We start from the raw sequence: 17,277 nt of genomic DNA, 5'->3' as shown, positions 1-17,277 counted from the left end.
ATGCCTGCACCGATCCGCATCCTGTTTGTCGACGACGAAGAGCGCATTCTGCGCAGCCTGGCCATGCAGTTTCGTCGCCAGTACGAGGTGCTCACCGAGAGCGATCCGCGGCGCGCCCTGGAGCGCCTGAAAAGCGAGCCGGTGCAGATCATCGTCAGCGACCAGCGCATGCCGCAGATGAGTGGCGCCGAACTGCTCGCCGAGGCCCGCGAGATCGCCCCGGAAACCCTGCGCATCCTGCTCACCGGCTACTCCGACCTGGATGCCGCGGTGGAAGCATTGAACAGCGGCGGGATCTTCCGTTACCTGACCAAGCCCTGGGACCAGCAGGAAATGGCCTTCACCCTGCGTCAGGCGGCGGAAATCGCCACGCGTCAGGCGCAGGCGCCGGTGTTGCCGACTAGCAGCCGCCTGGCCGCGCCGTTGAGCGTGCTGCTGCTTGACGATGAGCCGGACACCCTGGCTGCGGTCGGCGAGTTCTGCGTCGAGGGTGGGCACAAGCTGCTGCGCGTGCGTAACCTGGCCGAGGCGCTGGTGCTGCTCAACAACGAGCCGGTCGATCTGCTGGTCAGCGACCTGAAACTGGCCGGCGAAGAAGTTGCGCCGCTGCTGAAAAGTCTGGCTCAGGCTCATCCGCGCCTGCTCAGCCTGGTGGTGACGCCGTTCTGCGACACTCAGGCGCTGCTCAAATTGATCAACGAGGCGCAGATCTTCCGTTATTTGCCCAAGCCGATCCGTCGCGGCCTGTTCGAGAAGGGCTTGAAAGCCGCCGCCGAGCAGGCGCTGTTATGGCGCGCGCAACCGGCGCAGGCGATCACCCGCCTGGCCGAGGTGCCACGCGAAGACCGCGAGCGGGAAAAGGTCGGCAGTTTATTGGGCATGCTAGGCCGTTTGCGCGAACGGCTGAGCGCCTGACACCGTGCGGGTGGACAAGGCTGCGCCATGTCCACCCGACACTCGCGCGGTTTTGCGTGCGGCTCCGCTTGCCCGTCACCGCAGAATGTAGGAGGGGCTTTAGCCGCGAGCTCTATCAGTGCTCACCACCGTTCTCGCCTTAGCGCCGCACCTGCTTGAGGGTTTCGGCGATCAGGAAGGCCAGTTCCAGCGATTGATCGGCGTTCATCCGTGGGTCGCAGTGGGTGTGGTAGCGGTCCGACAGGCCATCTTCGGTGATCGGCCGCGCGCCGCCGATGCACTCGGTGACGTTCTGCCCGGTCATCTCGATATGGATACCGCCGGCGTAGCTGCCCTCGGCCTGGTGCACGGCGAAGAACTGCTTCACTTCGGCGAGGATCTGCGCAAAGTCACGGGTCTTGTAGCCGCTTGAGGCCTTGATGGTGTTGCCGTGCATCGGGTCGCTGCTCCACAGCACCTGGCGGCCTTCGCGCTGCACGGTCTGGATCAGGCGTGGCAGGCCGGCTTCGACCTTGTCCGCGCCCATGCGCACGATCAGGTTGAGGCGGCCGGGGTCGTTGTCCGGGTTGAGGATGTCGATCAGGCGGATCAGGTCTTCGCTGCCCATGCTGGGGCCGACTTTGACCCCGATCGGGTTGCCGACGCCGCGCAGAAACTCGACATGGGCGCCATCCAGCTGACGGGTGCGGTCGCCGATCCACAGCATATGCGCCGAGCAGTCGTAGAAGCCGCCGGTGAGGCTGTCGCGGCGCACAAAGGCTTCTTCGTAGTTGAGCAGCAACGCTTCATGGGCGGTGAAGAAGCTGGTTTCACGCACTTGCGCCGAGCTGTCCATGCCGCAGGCGCGCATAAACGCCAGGGTTTCGTCGATGCGGTCGGCCAGCGCGCTGTATTTCTCGGCCAGCGCCGAGTTGGCGATGAAATCGAGGTTCCACTGGTGTACCTGGTGCAGGTCGGCGAAGCCGCCCTGGGCAAAGGCACGCAGCAGATTTAGCGAGGCGGTGGATTGATGGTAAGCCTGCAACAGGCGCTCCGGGTCCGGCACGCGGCTGGCGGTGTCGAAGCCGATGCCGTTGACGATATCGCCACGGTAGGCCGGCAGGGTCACGCCGTCGATGGTTTCGTCGTTGGCCGAGCGCGGCTTGGCGAATTGCCCGGCCATGCGTCCGACTTTCACCACCGGGCAGCCGGCGGCGAAGGTCATGACGATGGCCATTTGCAGCAGCACCTTGAAGGTGTCGCGGATTTTCGCCGCGCTGAACTCGGCGAAGCTTTCGGCGCAATCGCCACCCTGCAACAGAAACGCGCGACCCTGGGTGACCTCGGCAAACTGCCGGCGCAACTCGCGGGCTTCGCCGGCGAACACCAGCGGCGGATAACCGGCCAGGGTCTGCTCGACTTTGGCCAGATGAGCGGCGTCGGGGTAGTGCGGTTGTTGCTGGATCGGCTTGGCTCTCCAGCTATCGGGATTCCAGGGTTGCGACATTGCGGTTCTCGGCTCAATACAGGTTAGGCAGAAGGGCATGGTAACCGATCAGCCCGGCGCTTCAAGCCGATAGCCGCGATAGAGGCGCTGCATGCTTGCAGGTTAGCGCGGCCAGAGCAGCAGGGCGCCGGTGACCAGCAGTAACAGGTAGATCGCCAAACGAAAATGCCGCTCGCTGACCCGCCGATGCAGGCGTTCGCCCAGCCACACGCCGAGCAGCAGCAACGGCGCATAAGCGGCGACCTGCGGCAGCGCCGGCAGCAGACGGCCGTCGAGGAGAAACGCCAGGGTCAGCAGGCTGTTGAGGGTGAACCAGACGCTGATCAGGGTGGCGCGCAGGCGCGCCTTGTCCAGCGTGGTGCCGGCCAGGGCGTACACCAGCAATGGCCCGCCGGAGGCGAACAGGCCGTGACTGATACCGGCGCCGAGCGTAATCAGGCGCGTGAGCCACAACGGCCGCGGTGGCCGCGCAACCGCATGACGCAGATGCCACAGTTCCCGGCCTGCGAACCACAGCACGAGCAGGCCGAACAGTTGCTTGGTCAAGCCGGCATCCAGCCAGGGCAGCAGCGCGTAGCCGAGCAGGGTGCCGAGCAGCATGCCCGGCAGGATCATGTTCAGCAGCAGACGCCGTTCAATCAGCCGCCGGTGGCGCCAGCTGAGGTAGCCGCTCATGCAGATATTCAGCGCCACCAGAATCGGCAGCAGCTGCTCAATCGGCAGCAGCAGGGCACCGAGCGACAGGGCGATGACGATGCTGCCGAAGCCGGTAATGGCTTCCAGGGTGTACGCCAGCAGGATAAAAACGCCGAGGGCGATCCAGGCCCATTCCATCAGCCCAGCTCCGTGGCGAAGCGGCGGCTCATCTGCCGGTAATACAGGGCCGGGGCGAGGCGCCAGAGCAGGCTGGCCAACCAACTGCCGCGATCGGGGAACAGCCGCTGCTGGCGCTTTTCCTGGGCCTGGAGGATGCGCGCGGCCATCCAGTCGGCGCCGCGTACCTGGCCGACCGTCGAGCGCGCATGCCGCGCCGGTTGGCCGTCGCCGCCGAGGGCATGTTGCTCGATGGGCGTGTCGAGAAAACTCGGGTAGACCATCAGCAGGCCGATACCATCGCCCGCCACCTCGGCACGCAGCACTTCGAAGCCCTGCGCCAGGGCGGCTTTCGCCGCGCAGTATCCGGCGCGGCCGAGCACCGGCATCCAACCGGCCATGGAGCCGATGGCGACGATCTGTCCCTGGCTCTGGCGCAGCAGCGGCAGGGCGCCGAGGGTCAACTCCAGCGGCGCGTGGTAATCCACCGCCATGACCTGGCGAAAGACCCTCGGCTGGGTGCGCGTTGTCGGCGAGCGGTGGGTGATGCCGGCGTTGTTGATCAGCAGGTCGAGGCGGCCGAAGCGTTCCTCACAGGCGCTGAGCAGGCGCTCATGTAGGGCCGGCTCGGTGATGTCGCCGGCGATGCCCACGACGTGCGGATCGGCGAGTGTGGCGACCCGGACAGCCAGGCCCGCGGCGTCGATGTCGCTGAGCAGCAGCCGATCGCCGCGTGCATGGCAGGCGCGCGCCAGTTGCCAGCCGAGGCCGCTGGCGGCCCCGGTAATCAGCGTGACGGTCATTGCGAGGGCGCCTCGCCGAGGGCGGCGCGGGTCTCGGCCTGGGGCACGCGGCGCGACCAGAACAGCGCCAGGGCCAGCCCGGAAAGCAGTTGCCAGCAGCCCCAGAAGGCGGCGATCAGCAGCATGCCGCCGGCCTGCGGGAAGAAGGTGAAGATCAACGCCATGCCGAGGCCGGAATTGTGAATGCCGGTCTCCAGGGTCACCGCGCGCACTTCGGCCGCGGGCAGGCGCCACAGGCGTGCGCACAGGTAGCCGAGCAGCAGCGCCATGCTGTTGAGGGCCACCACCAGCCAGAAGAACAGATGGAAGTGCTCGATGAATTGCTCGAGATTCTTCATCAGAGCGCCGCCGACGAAGGCCAGCATCACCAGTAGAGAGAAGTGGCGCAGTGGTTTTTCCAGTGTCTGCGCCAGCTGCGGGCGCCGCTTGCCCAGCCACATGCCGAGTACCATCGGCAGCACCAGTACCAGCAGGACCATGGCCAACAGCTCGAGCGGGTCGATGCTGATTTCGCTCAGCAGTGCGCGGGTGTTGGGGTTGAGTCCGGCGTAGAGGGCGAAGTTGAGCGGCGTCAGCAGCCCGGCGCTGAGGCTCGACACGGCGGTGACACTGGCCGACACCGCGACATTGCCGCGGCCCAGCCAGGTCATGATGTTGGAGAAGGTGCCGCTCGGGCAGGTGGCGACCAGGATCAGGCCGAGGGCCAGGCTCGGGTCGATCGGCAGCAGTGTGGTGAGCAGGCAGGTGGACGCCGGCAGCAGGAAAAACTGCACGAACATGCCGATCAGCGGAGCCTTGGGCGCGCGCAGGATGCGGCTGAAGTCGTCGGCACGCAGTTCCAGCGACACGCCGAACATCATCAGCGCGATGATTGCGTTCAAGGCGATCATCGCGCTGGGCGAGAACTCAAGATTGACGGCTGGCATCGCGGTTTTCCTTGGGCGCAGCGGCAGGAGTGGGCTTCAGCGTGAGCTCGGCGCGGTGTTGGCGGATGGCTCGGCGGTAGCTGTCTTTATGAACGTAGTAGGCCATGCGCTCCAGTTGCAGATAGGCATAGCCGCCGTCCAGGCGCTGGCTGGCGTGGGCGCGCACGTGCTCACGGAAGCATTTGGCCGCAGGGTGGCCGTCGAGCTGCCGGCGAATGCACAACGCCACCAGCTCGGCCTGCTCGTCGCGGCCCTGCCAGCCGAGGCCCGAGGCTTCGACCATGCCCATCATGAACAGGTCGTCGTACTCGGGATGGAACACGTTGAGGTACAGCTGTGGTGCGCCGGCGCTGGCCGGCCAGTTGAGGTGGGCGCGGTCGATGAACGGGTAGTCGAGCCTGTAGCCGGTGCCTTGCAGAATCAGGTCGTACTCGGCCTGCTCGCCATCGCTGAAAGTCACCTGCAAGCCGTCGACCGTGGCGACGTCGCGGCGCGCCTTGATATCGCCATGCCCCAGGTAATGCAGCACCAGGGAGTTCATTACCGGGTGTGATTCGTAGAGTTTGTAATCCGGGTCGGGCAGGCCGTAGTTCGAGGGTTTGCCGACCAGGGCGCGCACCAGCAGGCCGTCGAGAAACTGCTTGAACGGGCGTGGCAATTTGATCGCGCCGCCCAGGGTGTCGGTGGGCCGGCCGAGGGTGAACTTGGGCAGGAAGTAATAACCCCGGCGCGTCGACAGATCGACCGAGGCGGCACGGTGCACGGCATCCACGGCGATGTCGCAGGCGGAGTTGCCGCAGCCGACGATCAGTACGCGCTTGCCGTCGAAACTCGCCGCTGAGCGGTAATCGCTGGAATGCAGCAACTCACCGCTGAAGGTGCCGGGGAGCTTGGGTCGATTGGGGGTGTGCAGGGTGCCGTTGGCAATCAATACCCCATCGAACAGCCACTCGCGTGGTGCGCCGTTGTGTTCGCTGGTGAGTTTCCAACCTTTCTCCAGGCGCTGCACGGCAAGCACGCGGGTGTTGAATTGATAGTGTTGATACAGGCCGAACTGCGTGGCGTAGTCGCGGAAATACCGGCGCATCTCACTGTGGTGCGGGTAGGGCGCCACTTCGTCGCGCATCGGAAACTCGCTGAACTCGGTGGTGCCCTTGGAGGAAATCAGGTGCGCCGAGTCGTACATGGTGCTGTGCGGGTTATCGATGTCCCACAGCCCGCCGACATCGCTGTGCAGCTCGAAACCGACGAAATCGATGCCATGCTTGTGCAGTTGCCGTGCTGTACACAGGCCCATGGGACCCGCGCCGATGATGGCGTACATAGTTTGAAACCTCGAGATGCCTGTTGTTTTTGTTGTGGCGCGTTAGGTTGCCCGGGCGAATCTTGCGCAGGCAAATTATTGCGTGACCCAGGCCTTGCGCTTCAATGACAATCGGCGCCTTTCCCGGGCGTCGCGTGGTCGGGGATGTCATGGTGGAGAGTGGTGGATGCCAGGTTTACCCCCGGTGGATGAGATGAAAGAAGAAGTCTTGCTCGCTGAAGTGCAGGACGCGTTTGGTGTGATCCGCGTGGTCGAGATCGGCGATTACCGCTTCCTCGAATTCGGCGATTCGATCGAGCAAAGCTGCGTGTTCACCGCCGACCCGAGCTGGTTGGAGTACGACTACACCCGCGCCATGTTCCTCGGTGCGTTATGCCACCCAGCACCGGAGAGCGCGCTGTTTCTTGGCCTGGGCGCTGGCAATCTGACCCAGGCATGCCTGAAGATCCTGACGCTCGACGATGTTGAAACCATCGAATTGCGTGCCGATGTGCCGCGTCTGGCTATGCAGTTTCTCGGTCTGGACGACGATCCACGCCTGACCATCCGCATCGGCGATGCGCTGGAACTGCTGGAGACGGCGGAAACCGCCGACCTGATCTTCGTCGACCTGTACACCGACCATGGCCCTGGCGTCGGCCATTTGGCCTGGCGTTTTCTCGAAAGTTGTCGTCAGCAGCTCAATCCAGGCGGTTGGCTGATCATCAATCAATGGGCCGGTAACGACGGCAAGCCGCTCGGCGCCGCGCTGCTGCGTGGCCTCTACCATCGGCATTACTGGGAGTGCCCGGTGAAGGAGGGCAACGTGGTGTTGCTGGTGCCGGCGGATCTCGATCAATCGCTCGATCTGGATGCGCTGCGCCGCCGCAGTGCGGCGTTGGCGCCGCGCCTGGGTTACTCCCTGCAATCGCTGATCGAAGTCTTGCGCCCGGCCAGTTGAACCGGCGTAGTGTGCCGTCTCAGAATAAAAGCACTTGCCGGGTTGGCGGCGCCACGAACCAGCGCGCACGCGTCCCCTGATCGTTATTTCTGCGCCACGGCCTTAGCGGCCTTTAAACTCGCCGGGGCGGCGTTCGAGCATGGCGCGTACGCCTTCCTGGGCATCTGCGCTGGCCATCAGGCGGGTCACGGTGGGGTGCAAGTTGGCGGCGGCGGCCGCTTCGCCGTCACGCACGGCCTGGCGCGCCGAGGCCAGCGTGGCTTGCACGCCGAGCGGTGCTTGGGCAGCGATGCGCTCGGCCATCCACAGGGCTTTGGGCATCAACTCTTCGCTGGCCAGCACGCCTTGCACCAAACCCAGGCGATAGGCTTCGTGGGCATCGAACTCATCGCCGGTGAGTAACCAGCGCATGGCGTTGCCCCAGCCAGCGGTCTGGTGCATGCGCAGAGTCGCGCCGCCGAATGGAAAAATACCGCGCTGCACTTCCATCTGCGCGAAGCGGGTGTTGCTGGCGCACAGGTTGATGTCCGAGGCGAGCATCAGCTCGATGCCGATGGTGTAGCAGTAGCCCTTGGCCGCGACGATCACCGGCTTGCTCACCCGCGGCCCGCCGAACACGCCCCAGGGGTCGCAACCGCCCGCGGGGATCTGCCAGCCGGCGGCAAAATGGGCGGCGACATTGGCCAGGTCCAGCCCAGCGGTGAAGTGTTCGCCATGGGCGAAGACCAGCGCCACGCGCGCCTCGTTGTCGCGTTCGTATTCGCCATAGGCCAGGCACAGGTCATTCAGCAGGTCGAGGTCGAACGCATTGCGTTTGGCGGCACGGTCCAGGCCGATCAACATGATCTGGCCTCGTTTCTCACGGCTTACGCGGCCGCTGGTGCTTTGAGTCATGGCAGAAGTCCTTGCGCAGGAGAAAAGACGTGAAGGGTATAGTGCCCACGCTCGGGCTTGTCCACGTCAATCGGGGCGGGTGGTTGCAGGCTATCAGAGGATGACCGTTTAGCGGTGCAGGTGTTTAATTCAGGGAAAACCAGCACATCGGCCAGGTTTTCCGGTATAGTGCGCGCCGGTCAATTCTTGGCCACGTTCAGGTAGCACAACTCGCCCGAAGGTTAACTTTGGCAGTTAGTCCGTTTTGCGGACTATCCTTGACGATTCATTTATCACACGTTTTCGCAAATCCCCGCCGACATGGCTGCCAGGGTGACTCTCGGGTCTTACACGGCATGCGCAGCTTTGGAACATGGGTCTTTGCGGATGCACTAGAGGCAGACCCATGACCCAGGAAATCGGCGGCTTCGCCGCACTCGAACTTCATCCCAATGTTCTCGCTGCTGTAATCGCTACTGGCTATGAAGAGCCGTCGGCTATTCAGATTCAAGCGATTCCAGTGATCCTCGCCGGCCACGACATGATCGGCCAGGCACAGACCGGCACCGGTAAAACCGCTGCTTTCGCTCTGCCAATCCTCAGCCGTATCGATCCGACCAAGCGTCAGCCACAAGCACTGATCCTTGCGCCGACCCGTGAGCTGGCATTGCAGGTCGCCACCGCATTTGAAACCTACGCCAAGCAAATGCCGGGCGTAAATGTGATTGCCGTATACGGCGGCGCGCCGATGGGCCCGCAGCTCAAGGCCATCCGTAATGGCGCACAAATCGTCGTCGCCACCCCAGGTCGTCTGGTTGATCACCTGCGTCGCGACGAGAAAGTGCTGTCGACCATTCAGCACCTGGTCCTCGACGAAGCGGACGAGATGCTCAAGCTGGGCTTCATGGACGACCTCGAAGTGATCTTCAAGGCCATGCCGGAAAGCCGTCAGAGTGTGCTGTTCTCGGCTACCTTGCCGCATTCGATCCGTGCCATCGCGGAAAAACACCTGCGCGACCCCAAGCACGTCAAGATCGAAACTAAAACCCAGACCGTGACTGCCATCGAGCAGGCGCACCTGATGGTCCACGCCGACCAGAAGCACGCCGCCGTACTGCGTCTGCTGGAAGTCGAGGAATTCGACGCGCTGATCGGTTTCGTGCGTACCAAGCAAGCCACCCTGGATCTGGCCGCCGCGCTGGAAGCCAAGGGCTACAAGGCTGCCGCGCTGAACGGCGATATCGCGCAAAACCAGCGTGAGCGGGTGATCGAGTCGCTGAAAGATGGCCGTCTGGACATCGTCATCGCCACCGACGTGGCCGCTCGTGGCCTCGACGTACCGCGTATCACCCACGTGATGAACGTGGACATGCCCTACGATCCGGAATCCTATGTGCACCGTATCGGGCGTACCGGCCGTGCCGGGCGTACCGGTCGCGCCTTGCTGCTGGTGACCCCGCGCGAGCGTCGCATGCTGCAAGTGATCGAGCGCGTGACGGGGCAGAAAGTCGGTGAGGTCAAGTTGCCGAACGCTCAGCAAGTGCTGGATGCGCGCATCAAGAAACTCACCAACAGCCTGGCGCCGCTGGTGGCCGATGCCGAAGCCAGCCACGGTGATCTGCTTGATCGTCTGACTGCCGACATCGGTTGCAGCCCGCGCGCCCTGGCCGCGGCCCTGCTGCGCAAGGCCACCAATGGCCAAGCGCTGACCCTGGCTGAAGTCGAGCGCGACCAGCCGCTGGTGCCAAGCAGCAGCGGCCCGCGTGAACGTAGCGAGCGCAGCGAACGTGGTGAGCGTTCCGAGCGCGAAGGCAGTCGCGAGCGTCGCGCGCCGGTCCCGCTGGCCGAAGGCCGTGCCCGTTGCCGTACCGCGCTGGGCGCGCGTGACGGTATCGCCGCGAAGAACCTGCTGGGTGCCATCCTCAATGAAGGTGGTCTGGTGCGTGAAGCCATCGGTCGCATCCAGGTGCGCGAGAGCTTCAGCCTGGTCGAGCTGCCGGAAGAGGGCCTTGAGCGTCTGCTGACCAAGCTGAAAGACACCCGCGTTGGTGGCAAGCCACTGAAGCTGCGTCGTTATCGCGAAGATTGATTCGCGCTGTATAAAAAAGCCCCGCATCGTCGTGATGCGGGGCTTTTTTGTATCTGCGTGGGCTCACGTGAAGCTGTAGATATCCATCCCCAGTGCGCCGTAGGTGAAGCCGCTGTGTTCGACCTTGAACTGCCCGCCAGCGCCGCGGGCGAAGAACAGCGGCAGCAGGTGTTCGTCGCTGGGGTGGTTGCGGATGGCGGCGGGGGCCAGGTGGCGGTAGTCATGCAGCGCGGCTTGATCGTCGCTGGTCAGCTTGGCGACGATCCAGTCGCGAAACGCCTGCGCCCAGGGCTCGATCGCCTCGGGGCCCGCGTGCCAATCCAGTTCGCCCAGGTTGTGGGTGATGCTGCCTGAGCCGATCAGCAATATGCCTTGCTCACGCAGGCTGGCGAGGGCGCGTCCGACTTGGCTTTGCAGGGCTGGACCCTGGTGGCTGGGTAGCGACACTTGCACCACCGGAATATCGGCTTGCGGGTACATCAGTGACAGCGGCACCCAGGCACCGTGATCCAGCGGACGCTCGGGGTCGAGCTGCGCAGGCAAGCCGGCGTTGTTGAGGCGTGCGGCCACCTCGCTGGCCAATTGTGGGTGGCCGGAAGCGGGGTATTGCACGGCATAGAGCGCCGCCGGGAAACCCCGGAAATCGTGCCAGGTCTCCGGCTGGGGCGCACTGGCGACGCGTAGGTCACGGCTTTCCCAGTGCGCGGAGACCAGCACAATGGCTCGTGGTTTCGGCAGTTCGGCGGCCAGGCGCGCCAGGGCCGGGCCGCTGGCACCGGGTTCGAGGGCGAGCATCGGCGAGCCGTGCGAGATAAAGAGGCTGGGTAGCATGGTCAACTCCTGGCGAATGAACACGATATTCGATCAGCCATTCAGGAGAATCAAACAGGGATAGTTGGGCTATTTCATCGCTTGCTTCGATGGATTAAGGCTGGCTGTCACCAAAAGCCGCTTCGATATTGACGCCGAAGGTCAGCACGCCGAGCAAGCTGCCGTCACCTGGGTCGTGCAGCGGGGCACTGATCTGGGCCTGGAAGCTTTGTGTCGAGCCATCGTAGGCGATGGATTCGATCAGCAGTTGCTCGGCGGGCAGTGTGCGCGCGATGTTGAATTTGGCTTCGTCTCCCTGCCAGTAATCGCTGGTCGCACGGCTCATGCCGGCGGTCACGCCACGGCTATCGGTGAGGAACAGTTCGTTGAACAGCGGTTGATATTGCTGGTGCACGCCTTGCAGGAAAACCGAGGCCGGCTGCTGGCGAACGCTGTCGATAAAAGGCTGCTGGCGGCGCAGGTATTCAGTCATCCATTGCTGGTCGAGCCGCTTGATGGCTGCTTCGCTCAACGGCTGTCGAGCGGCTTCGCGCAGCGCCTTGAACAATACCTCCTGGCCGCCCCAGCGACGCAGGTGCAACTGCACCAGTTGCTTGAGATATTGCTGCTCCAGGGCGATCAGCGGCGAACTGGCAGGCGCACAGTTCTGCACCTGTTCGTTGAAGTCCTGGATGAAACCCGGGTGCTGGGTGAGGAATGCGCGGGAAAAATACACGCCCAATGGAGTGTAGCGGACGAAGCGCTGCTGCAGCTGGCGTTGCAAGTTGAGGTCGCGACTGGCGCTGTCCATCGCGCTCTGATCGGCGAGGATCAGGTCGATGCGTCCGCGTTGCAGCAGCTGGATCAGTTGTTCGAGTTTGGGCACCTTCTGCTGCACGTGGATACCACGGGTTTCCAGCCAGGCCAGGGTGTTGCTGCCAAGCACGCCGCCAATGCGCAGTTGCGGGTCCCACGGTGGCCGGTTGAGAACCTGGGCATCGAGGGCATACCAGTACCATTTTTCGATCAGCAGCGGTGCCGAGAGCTGGGCGAAGGCATCACTTTCGGCATCGGGTGCAGAGCTGAAAAAGCCTTCGGCAATATGCGTGCTGACATTTTGTTTGGCGCGCTTCCAGGAGGTCAGCTGGATGCTGTGCGGCTGTTCGAGTCGCTGGAAAATACAGTCCAGCACATCGATCGACAGCCCGCTGAGCTGGCCGTCGAGCAGGATTTGATAGGGCTCTTCCTGGCTGGTGTCGAGGCGGATGGTGCCCAGTTGCGCTGCCTGGCAAGGGGCGAACAGGCTGCTGATGAGGAGCAGCGTGGCAAGGGTCATCCTGGTCATGGGCGGCTCACTGGGAAATAGGCATAGCGGGCAGTTTAGGTCAGGATTGCCCAGTGGAAATTTCAGGAGTGGCTATGCACGCGACGTTTTGGCAGGCGCGGTGGGCGCGCAACGAAATCGGCTTCCATGCCCAGGAGGTCAACCCGTATCTGCAACGACATTGGCCTGCGTTGGGGGTGCCCGGCGAGGCGCGGGTGCTAGTGCCGTTGTGCGGGAAAAGCCTGGATTTGGCCTGGCTGGCGGCGCAGGGCTGGCGCGTGCTGGGCGTCGAGGTGGCGCAGAAGGCGATCGAGGACTTCTTTCGTGAGCATCAACTGCAGGCGCAGATGAGTCGGGAGGGAGCGTTCAAGGTCTACCGCAGCGGATCGCTGGAGATCTACTGCGGCGACTTCTTCGCCCTGACGGCGCAGCAGTTGAGCGATTGCCGGGTGTTCTATGACCGCGCCGCATTGATTGCCTTGCCTGCCGAGATGCGCGTTCGCTATGCCGCGCACCTGCGCCGTGTGCTGCCGCCGGATTGCCAGGGATTGCTGGTGACGCTCGACTACGAGCAAGCGCAGATGCAGGGGCCGCCATTCGCGGTAAGCGAGCGCGAGGTGCAGTCGTTGTTCGCTGAGCAGTGGCAACTGGCGTTGCTCGAGGCGCGTGAGGTGTTGGGTGAGAACGACAAGTTTCTTCAGCGCGGCTTGCAGCGCCTGGATGAGCGGGTGTATCGACTCGGGGCGCGGGTTTAACGCGCTGGCGGCTAACGGCGCCTGGGTGATTTATCCGCGAAAGTCGCTGCTCCTTGGCGATTCAAGCCGCGCCCATAAGGCGCTGGGCCGTCGCAACAGTTAACGGGCACAGAACCCATAAAAAAGGCGACCCGAAGGTCGCCTTTTTGCTGCTACTGGGTGGCTTAGCCGCGCTGACGCAGGGCTTCGATACGCGCTTCCAGCGGCGGGTGAGTCATCAGCAGGCCTGCCAGGCCGTTCTTCAGGCCGCCGTTGATGCCAAAGGCGGTCAGGCTGTCGGGCATCTGCACCGGTACGCCCTGTTCTGCGCGCAGGCGTTGCAGGGCGGCGATCATTGCGCCGGTGCCGGCCAGGCGTGCGCCGGCTTCGTCGGCCTTGAACTCGCGTTTGCGCGAGAACCACATGACGATGATGCTGGCGAGGATGCCCAGCACCAGTTCGGCGAAGATGGTCGCGACGAAATAACCGATGCCGTGGCCGCCTTCGTTCTTCAGGATCACCTTGTCGACGAAGTTACCGAAGATCCGTGCGAAGAACATTACGAAGGTGTTCACCACGCCCTGGATCAGCGCCAGGGTGACCATGTCGCCGTTGGCCACGTGGCCGATTTCGTGGGCCAGTACGGCGCGCACCTCATCCGGCGAGAAGCGCTCCAGCAGGCCCTGGCTGACCGCCACCAGGGCGTCGTTCTTGTTCCAGCCGGTGGCGAAGGCGTTGGATTCGTAAGCCGGGAAGATGCCCACTTCCGGCATCTTGATCCCGGCTTCGCGGGACAATTCTTCAACGGTTTGCAGCAGCCATTGTTCGTGGCGGGTGCGCGGTTGGCTGATGATCTCGGTGCCGGTGCTCATCTTCGCCATCCATTTGGAGATGAACAGCGAAATCAACGAGCCGGCAAAACCGAACACCGCACAGAAAATCAGCAGGCTGCCATAGTTCTGGCCGGTGAAGCGGTCTACTCCCAAGAGTTTGAGAGTGATACTGGCGATGATCAACACCGCCAAGTTGGTAGCCAGGAACAGCAAAATGCGCATCATGGTGTGAAACTACTCCTCACGGGAAAAGACATGCTGGTTATGCGGGCTATATAAGGGCGCGCCCCCGGCTCTTCAACCGAGGGACTATTTCAAACTGTGTCGCTTGCCCCGGCTAGAGCGCTTTCGAAGAGTAAACGGGTCAGGCGGGCGAGGCGTTCGCCATGCTGGTGTGCCAGCGCTTCGCGCAGTTGAAACGCCAGGGTAGCGTGCACGCGGCGCACGCTGGGCGGCAGTGCTTCGCCTTCCTTCAGGGCGTGGGGCACGCTGCGGCTCAGGCGCAGAAAGCCTTTCTCGGTGAGCACGGCTTGGTCCAGGGCGTCGTAGGCAATCGTCGAGTCGAAGCGCACATAGCCTTCTTCGGCCAGCCACAGCAGTGCGCCCAGGCAGCTCTGGTGGCGTTTGCTCGGCAGGCCGAACTCGTCCGGCTCTTCACGGCCGATCAGGTCTTCCACATACAGCGCCATTTTGCGTGGGAAGGCTTGGTAGAGCAGCAGCAGGGCGCCGGCCGTATCTTTGTAGAAATCGTCGATCTGCAGATCCATGGTGTCAGAACTTGGCAATTATCGAAGTGGGTAACAGCGGCAGCAGGCGTCCGAGAACCGCCCAGGGCCAGCCCGGTACGTAGGCGCTGACGTGGCGCTTGTCGATGTGTTTGGCAATCAGCGCGGCGCCGCGTTCGACGTCGATCAGAAACGGGCGACTGGCCATCTCGCGGTTCAGTGGTGTGTCGATGAAGCCGGGCAGGATCAGGCTGGTGTCGATGCCTTTGCCGAGCAGTTCGGTGCGTGTGGATTCCATGTAGCTGATCAAGCCGGCCTTGCTCGCCGAGTAGGCGGCGGTGTGCGGCAGGCCGCGTTTGCCGGCGACCGAGGCAACGGCGACCAGGTGACCGTGGCCTTGCTGACGGAACAGCGCAGCGGCGGCATCCAGGCAGGCAATCGCGCCGATCAGGTTGGTTTCCAGGGTCAGTCGGGCGCGCTCGAAGTGGCCGCCACCAGCTTTGCCGGTGAGGGCGATACCTGCGTTGGCGATTACTCCGTCGAGACCGCCCAGGGCGTTTGCCGCCAGGCCCACGGCATCCTGGCAGGCGGCATAGTCGGTGACATCCAGTGGCAAAACGACGATGTTGCGGCCAAAGCGTGCTTTCAGCTCGGCCGCCAGCAGGTGCAGGTGGTCTTCGCGGCGCGCCGCGAGGGCCAGGTCATAGCCTTTGCCAGCCAGTTCGCGGGCCAGGGCGGCGCCAATGCCGGAACTGGCGCCGGTGAGCAGATAACGTTTGGCCTGGTCCATGGCGATCTCCGGTTACTGGCGATAAGTCTTGAGGAAGCTGCCGATGCGCCCGATTGCCTGCTCGAGATCGTCGATCCGCGGCAGGGTGACCACGCGGAAGTGGTCCGGCCATGGCCAGTTGAACGCCGTACCTTGGACGATCAGCAGTTTTTCCGAGAGCAGCAGGTCGAGGACGAATTTTTCATCGTTGTGGATCGGGCAGATTTTCGGGTCGATCTTCGGGAATGCATACAGCGCGCCCATCGGTTTGACGCAGCTGACCCCGGGAATGTCGTTGAGCAGTTCCCAGGTACGGTTGCGCTGCTCCAGCAGGCGGCCGTTGGGCAGCACCAGATCGTTGATGCTCTGATAGCCGCCGAGGGCGGTCTGGATCGCATGCTGGCTCGGCACGTTGGCGCACAGGCGCATATTGGCGAGGATGTCGATGCCTTCGATATAACTCTGCGCGCGGTGTTTCGGCCCGGAGATCGCCACCCAGCCGGAACGGAAACCGGCTACGCGGTAGGATTTCGACAGGCCGTTGAAGGTCAGGCAGAGCACGTCCGGAGCCAGCGAGGCGGTGCAGATGTGCTCGGCGCCGTCGTAAAGGATCTTGTCGTAGATCTCGTCGGAGAACAGCACCAGGTTGTGCTGGCGCGCCAGTTCGACGATGTCCAGCAACACCTCGCGCGAGTACACCGCGCCGGTCGGGTTGTTCGGGTTGATCAGCACCAGCGCCTTGGTGTTCGGGGTGATCTTGGCGCGCATGTCGGCAATATCGGGAAACCAGCCGGCCTGCTCGTCGCACAGATAGTGCACCGGTTTGCCGCCGGACAGCGCTACAGCGGCGGTCCACAGCGGGTAGTCCGGTGCGGGGATCAGCACTTCGTCGCCGTTGTTGAGCAACGCCTGCATGGCCATGACGATCAGCTCGGAGACGCCATTACCCAGGTAGATGTCCTCGATGCCGACGCCTTCCACCTGCTTTTGCTGGTAATACTGCATCACCGCCTTGCGCGCGCTGAACAGACCTTTGGAGTCGCTGTAGCCCTGGGCGGTAGACAGGTTGCGGATTACGTCCTGGAGGATTTCCTCCGGCGCTTCGAAACCGAACGGCGCCGGGTTGCCGATATTCAGCTTGAGGATGCGATGGCCTTCCTCTTCCAGGCGTTTGGCGTGCTTGAGCACGGGCCCGCGAATGTCGTAGCAGACGTTGGCGAGCTTGTTCGATTTACTGAACTGCATGTAAGTGATCCCGAAATGAAGAAACGCCACGCCCCATGAGCTGATCCGGCGAACCTTGGCAGGTTGTAACGCGGGTGACAGACTGGGGTCGAATCATACGTGGCAGCCTGATCTTGGCAAAGGTACTGATCGGGCTTTTTTATGGTCTGCCATCCATGGCGGCCACCCTACTATCTGGCCATCGCTGCGCGACGTTAAAAATCGCTCCCGGCGATTTTTTCTATTGAGGAGTACTGCCTGTGGACAAGCTCGAAAAACCCCTGGAATCCTGGCGCGAAGAGCTCTCGGATAGCCAGTTTCACGTCTGCCGGTTGGGTGGCACGGAGCGGGCCTTTACCGGCGAATATCACGACAGCAAAACCCCGGGTATCTACCACTGCGCCTGCTGCGGTACGGCGTTGTTCGATTCGGATGCCAAGTTCGACTCCGGCAGCGGCTGGCCGAGCTATTTCCAGCCGGTCAGCAAGGAGGCGATTGCCAGCCTGGACGACTTCAGCCATGGCATGCACCGCATTGAAGTGAAGTGTGCCAAGTGCGATGCCCACCTTGGTCACGTATTTCCCGATGGCCCGGTGCCGACCGGTTTGCGTTACTGCATCAACTCGGTGTCGCTGAAGCTGGTGCCGCGCGAGTAGGGCTTGGCTTTTGTAGAGCGAATTTATTCGCGA

The 17,277-nt window shown here is 63.2% G+C and carries 17 protein-coding genes; 5 read left to right on the top strand and 12 right to left on the bottom strand.

Going from position 1 to position 17,277, the window contains the following annotated elements; genetic code table 11:
- The gene (locus tag B3M58_RS10745) at window positions 1-915 is read left to right on the top strand and encodes a response regulator (RefSeq protein ID WP_296219027.1); all 915 of its coding nucleotides are present in this window, start codon (window positions 1-3) and stop codon (window positions 913-915) included.
- A 139-nt stretch (window positions 916-1,054) separates the two neighbouring features.
- Here the strand turns inward: B3M58_RS10745 and B3M58_RS10740 are convergent, their stop codons facing one another.
- From B3M58_RS10740 to B3M58_RS10720, 5 genes are all read right to left on the bottom strand, one after another.
- Complete coding sequence (locus tag B3M58_RS10740; protein WP_296219026.1) at window positions 1,055-2,401, bottom strand: class II 3-deoxy-7-phosphoheptulonate synthase; 1,347 nt, start codon at window positions 2,399-2,401, stop codon at window positions 1,055-1,057.
- A 102-nt stretch (window positions 2,402-2,503) separates the two neighbouring features.
- Window positions 2,504-3,235 (bottom strand): sulfite exporter TauE/SafE family protein, encoded by a 732-nt coding sequence (locus tag B3M58_RS10735; protein ID WP_296219024.1) that lies wholly within the window; start codon window positions 3,233-3,235, stop codon window positions 2,504-2,506.
- Complete coding sequence (locus B3M58_RS10730) at window positions 3,235-4,017, bottom strand: SDR family NAD(P)-dependent oxidoreductase (protein ID WP_296219023.1); 783 nt, start codon at window positions 4,015-4,017, stop codon at window positions 3,235-3,237. The genes B3M58_RS10735 and B3M58_RS10730 overlap by 1 nt, the downstream gene beginning before the upstream one ends.
- Window positions 4,014-4,943 (bottom strand): bile acid:sodium symporter family protein, encoded by a 930-nt coding sequence (locus tag B3M58_RS10725; RefSeq protein WP_296219021.1) that lies wholly within the window; start codon window positions 4,941-4,943, stop codon window positions 4,014-4,016. Before B3M58_RS10725 ends, B3M58_RS10730 begins: the two co-directional genes overlap by 4 nt.
- Window positions 4,924-6,267, bottom strand: coding sequence for a flavin-containing monooxygenase (locus B3M58_RS10720; protein ID WP_296219019.1), 1,344 nt, complete (start codon window positions 6,265-6,267; stop codon window positions 4,924-4,926). Before B3M58_RS10720 ends, B3M58_RS10725 begins: the two co-directional genes overlap by 20 nt.
- 166 nt (window positions 6,268-6,433) lie before the next feature.
- On the opposite strand from B3M58_RS10720, the gene B3M58_RS10715 reads away from it, so the two are divergent.
- Window positions 6,434-7,207 carry a spermidine synthase gene (locus tag B3M58_RS10715; RefSeq protein ID WP_296219018.1) on the top strand — a complete coding sequence of 258 codons (774 nt, stop codon included), beginning with the start codon at window positions 6,434-6,436 and terminating at the stop codon, window positions 7,205-7,207.
- Between the two features lie 102 nt (window positions 7,208-7,309).
- On the opposite strand, the gene B3M58_RS10710 is transcribed toward B3M58_RS10715, so the two are convergent.
- Window positions 7,310-8,101: a crotonase/enoyl-CoA hydratase family protein gene (locus B3M58_RS10710; protein ID WP_296219017.1), complete on the bottom strand. Its 792-nt coding sequence runs from the start codon at window positions 8,099-8,101 to the stop codon at window positions 7,310-7,312.
- 352 nt (window positions 8,102-8,453) lie between these two features.
- On the opposite strand from B3M58_RS10710, the gene B3M58_RS10705 reads away from it, so the two are divergent.
- Window positions 8,454-10,169: a DEAD/DEAH box helicase gene (locus tag B3M58_RS10705; protein ID WP_296219016.1), complete on the top strand. Its 1,716-nt coding sequence runs from the start codon at window positions 8,454-8,456 to the stop codon at window positions 10,167-10,169.
- 63 nt (window positions 10,170-10,232) lie between these two features.
- Here B3M58_RS10705 and B3M58_RS10700 read toward each other — a convergent pair whose 3' ends face one another.
- On the bottom strand, window positions 10,233-11,000 hold the full coding sequence (locus tag B3M58_RS10700) for a DODA-type extradiol aromatic ring-opening family dioxygenase (protein WP_296219015.1): 768 nt from the start codon (window positions 10,998-11,000) through the stop codon (window positions 10,233-10,235).
- Between the two features lie 94 nt (window positions 11,001-11,094).
- Entirely contained in the window at window positions 11,095-12,324 is a 1,230-nt protein-coding gene (locus tag B3M58_RS10695) for a transporter substrate-binding domain-containing protein (RefSeq protein ID WP_296219013.1), read from the bottom strand.
- Window positions 12,325-12,398: 74 nt separating this feature from the next.
- Between B3M58_RS10695 and B3M58_RS10690 the strand changes: the two genes are divergently transcribed.
- A complete protein-coding gene (locus B3M58_RS10690) occupies window positions 12,399-13,058 on the top strand; it encodes a thiopurine S-methyltransferase (protein WP_296219011.1) in 660 nt (219 codons plus the stop codon).
- A gap of 164 nt (window positions 13,059-13,222) precedes the next feature.
- Here the strand turns inward: B3M58_RS10690 and htpX are convergent, their stop codons facing one another.
- The 4 genes from htpX to B3M58_RS10670 all read right to left on the bottom strand — a co-directional run bounded on the left by htpX (window position 13,223) and on the right by B3M58_RS10670 (window position 16,609).
- Complete coding sequence (gene htpX / locus B3M58_RS10685; RefSeq protein ID WP_296219009.1) at window positions 13,223-14,095, bottom strand: protease HtpX; 873 nt, start codon at window positions 14,093-14,095, stop codon at window positions 13,223-13,225.
- Between the two features lie 89 nt (window positions 14,096-14,184).
- Window positions 14,185-14,637 (bottom strand): hypothetical protein, encoded by a 453-nt coding sequence (locus B3M58_RS10680; protein ID WP_296219007.1) that lies wholly within the window; start codon window positions 14,635-14,637, stop codon window positions 14,185-14,187.
- Window positions 14,638-14,641: 4 nt separating this feature from the next.
- Window positions 14,642-15,385 (bottom strand): SDR family NAD(P)-dependent oxidoreductase, encoded by a 744-nt coding sequence (locus B3M58_RS10675; protein ID WP_296219005.1) that lies wholly within the window; start codon window positions 15,383-15,385, stop codon window positions 14,642-14,644.
- A 12-nt stretch (window positions 15,386-15,397) separates the two neighbouring features.
- On the bottom strand, window positions 15,398-16,609 hold the full coding sequence (locus B3M58_RS10670) for a pyridoxal phosphate-dependent aminotransferase (RefSeq protein ID WP_296219004.1): 1,212 nt from the start codon (window positions 16,607-16,609) through the stop codon (window positions 15,398-15,400).
- Between the two features lie 239 nt (window positions 16,610-16,848).
- Here B3M58_RS10670 and msrB point away from each other — a divergent pair, with 239 nt between their 5' ends.
- Window positions 16,849-17,244 carry a peptide-methionine (R)-S-oxide reductase MsrB gene (gene msrB, locus B3M58_RS10665; protein ID WP_296219002.1) on the top strand — a complete coding sequence of 132 codons (396 nt, stop codon included), beginning with the start codon at window positions 16,849-16,851 and terminating at the stop codon, window positions 17,242-17,244.
- The last annotated feature ends 33 nt before the right edge of the window (window positions 17,245-17,277 follow it).

This window comes from Pseudomonas sp. UBA2684, from assembly GCA_002354655.1.
In the GTDB taxonomy this organism is placed as follows: Bacteria; Pseudomonadota; Gammaproteobacteria; order Pseudomonadales; family Pseudomonadaceae; genus Aquipseudomonas.
Note: the sequence above shows the minus strand (reverse complement) of the source record. Positions and strands in the feature narration are given on the sequence as shown.

Coding starts and splice junctions, on each gene's coding strand:
- B3M58_RS10745 (WP_296219027.1), top strand. CDS start 1: ATGCCTGCACCGATCCGCATCCTGTTTGTCGACGACGAAGAGCGCATT.
- B3M58_RS10740 (WP_296219026.1), bottom strand. CDS start 2,401: ATGTCGCAACCCTGGAATCCCGATAGCTGGAGAGCCAAGCCGATCCAG.
- B3M58_RS10735 (WP_296219024.1), bottom strand. CDS start 3,235: ATGGAATGGGCCTGGATCGCCCTCGGCGTTTTTATCCTGCTGGCGTAC.
- B3M58_RS10730 (WP_296219023.1), bottom strand. CDS start 4,017: ATGACCGTCACGCTGATTACCGGGGCCGCCAGCGGCCTCGGCTGGCAA.
- B3M58_RS10725 (WP_296219021.1), bottom strand. CDS start 4,943: ATGCCAGCCGTCAATCTTGAGTTCTCGCCCAGCGCGATGATCGCCTTG.
- B3M58_RS10720 (WP_296219019.1), bottom strand. CDS start 6,267: ATGTACGCCATCATCGGCGCGGGTCCCATGGGCCTGTGTACAGCACGG.
- B3M58_RS10715 (WP_296219018.1), top strand. CDS start 6,434: ATGCCAGGTTTACCCCCGGTGGATGAGATGAAAGAAGAAGTCTTGCTC.
- B3M58_RS10710 (WP_296219017.1), bottom strand. CDS start 8,101: ATGACTCAAAGCACCAGCGGCCGCGTAAGCCGTGAGAAACGAGGCCAG.
- B3M58_RS10705 (WP_296219016.1), top strand. CDS start 8,454: ATGGGTCTTTGCGGATGCACTAGAGGCAGACCCATGACCCAGGAAATC.
- B3M58_RS10700 (WP_296219015.1), bottom strand. CDS start 11,000: ATGCTACCCAGCCTCTTTATCTCGCACGGCTCGCCGATGCTCGCCCTC.
- B3M58_RS10695 (WP_296219013.1), bottom strand. CDS start 12,324: ATGACCAGGATGACCCTTGCCACGCTGCTCCTCATCAGCAGCCTGTTC.
- B3M58_RS10690 (WP_296219011.1), top strand. CDS start 12,399: ATGCACGCGACGTTTTGGCAGGCGCGGTGGGCGCGCAACGAAATCGGC.
- htpX (WP_296219009.1), bottom strand. CDS start 14,095: ATGATGCGCATTTTGCTGTTCCTGGCTACCAACTTGGCGGTGTTGATC.
- B3M58_RS10680 (WP_296219007.1), bottom strand. CDS start 14,637: ATGGATCTGCAGATCGACGATTTCTACAAAGATACGGCCGGCGCCCTG.
- B3M58_RS10675 (WP_296219005.1), bottom strand. CDS start 15,385: ATGGACCAGGCCAAACGTTATCTGCTCACCGGCGCCAGTTCCGGCATT.
- B3M58_RS10670 (WP_296219004.1), bottom strand. CDS start 16,609: ATGCAGTTCAGTAAATCGAACAAGCTCGCCAACGTCTGCTACGACATT.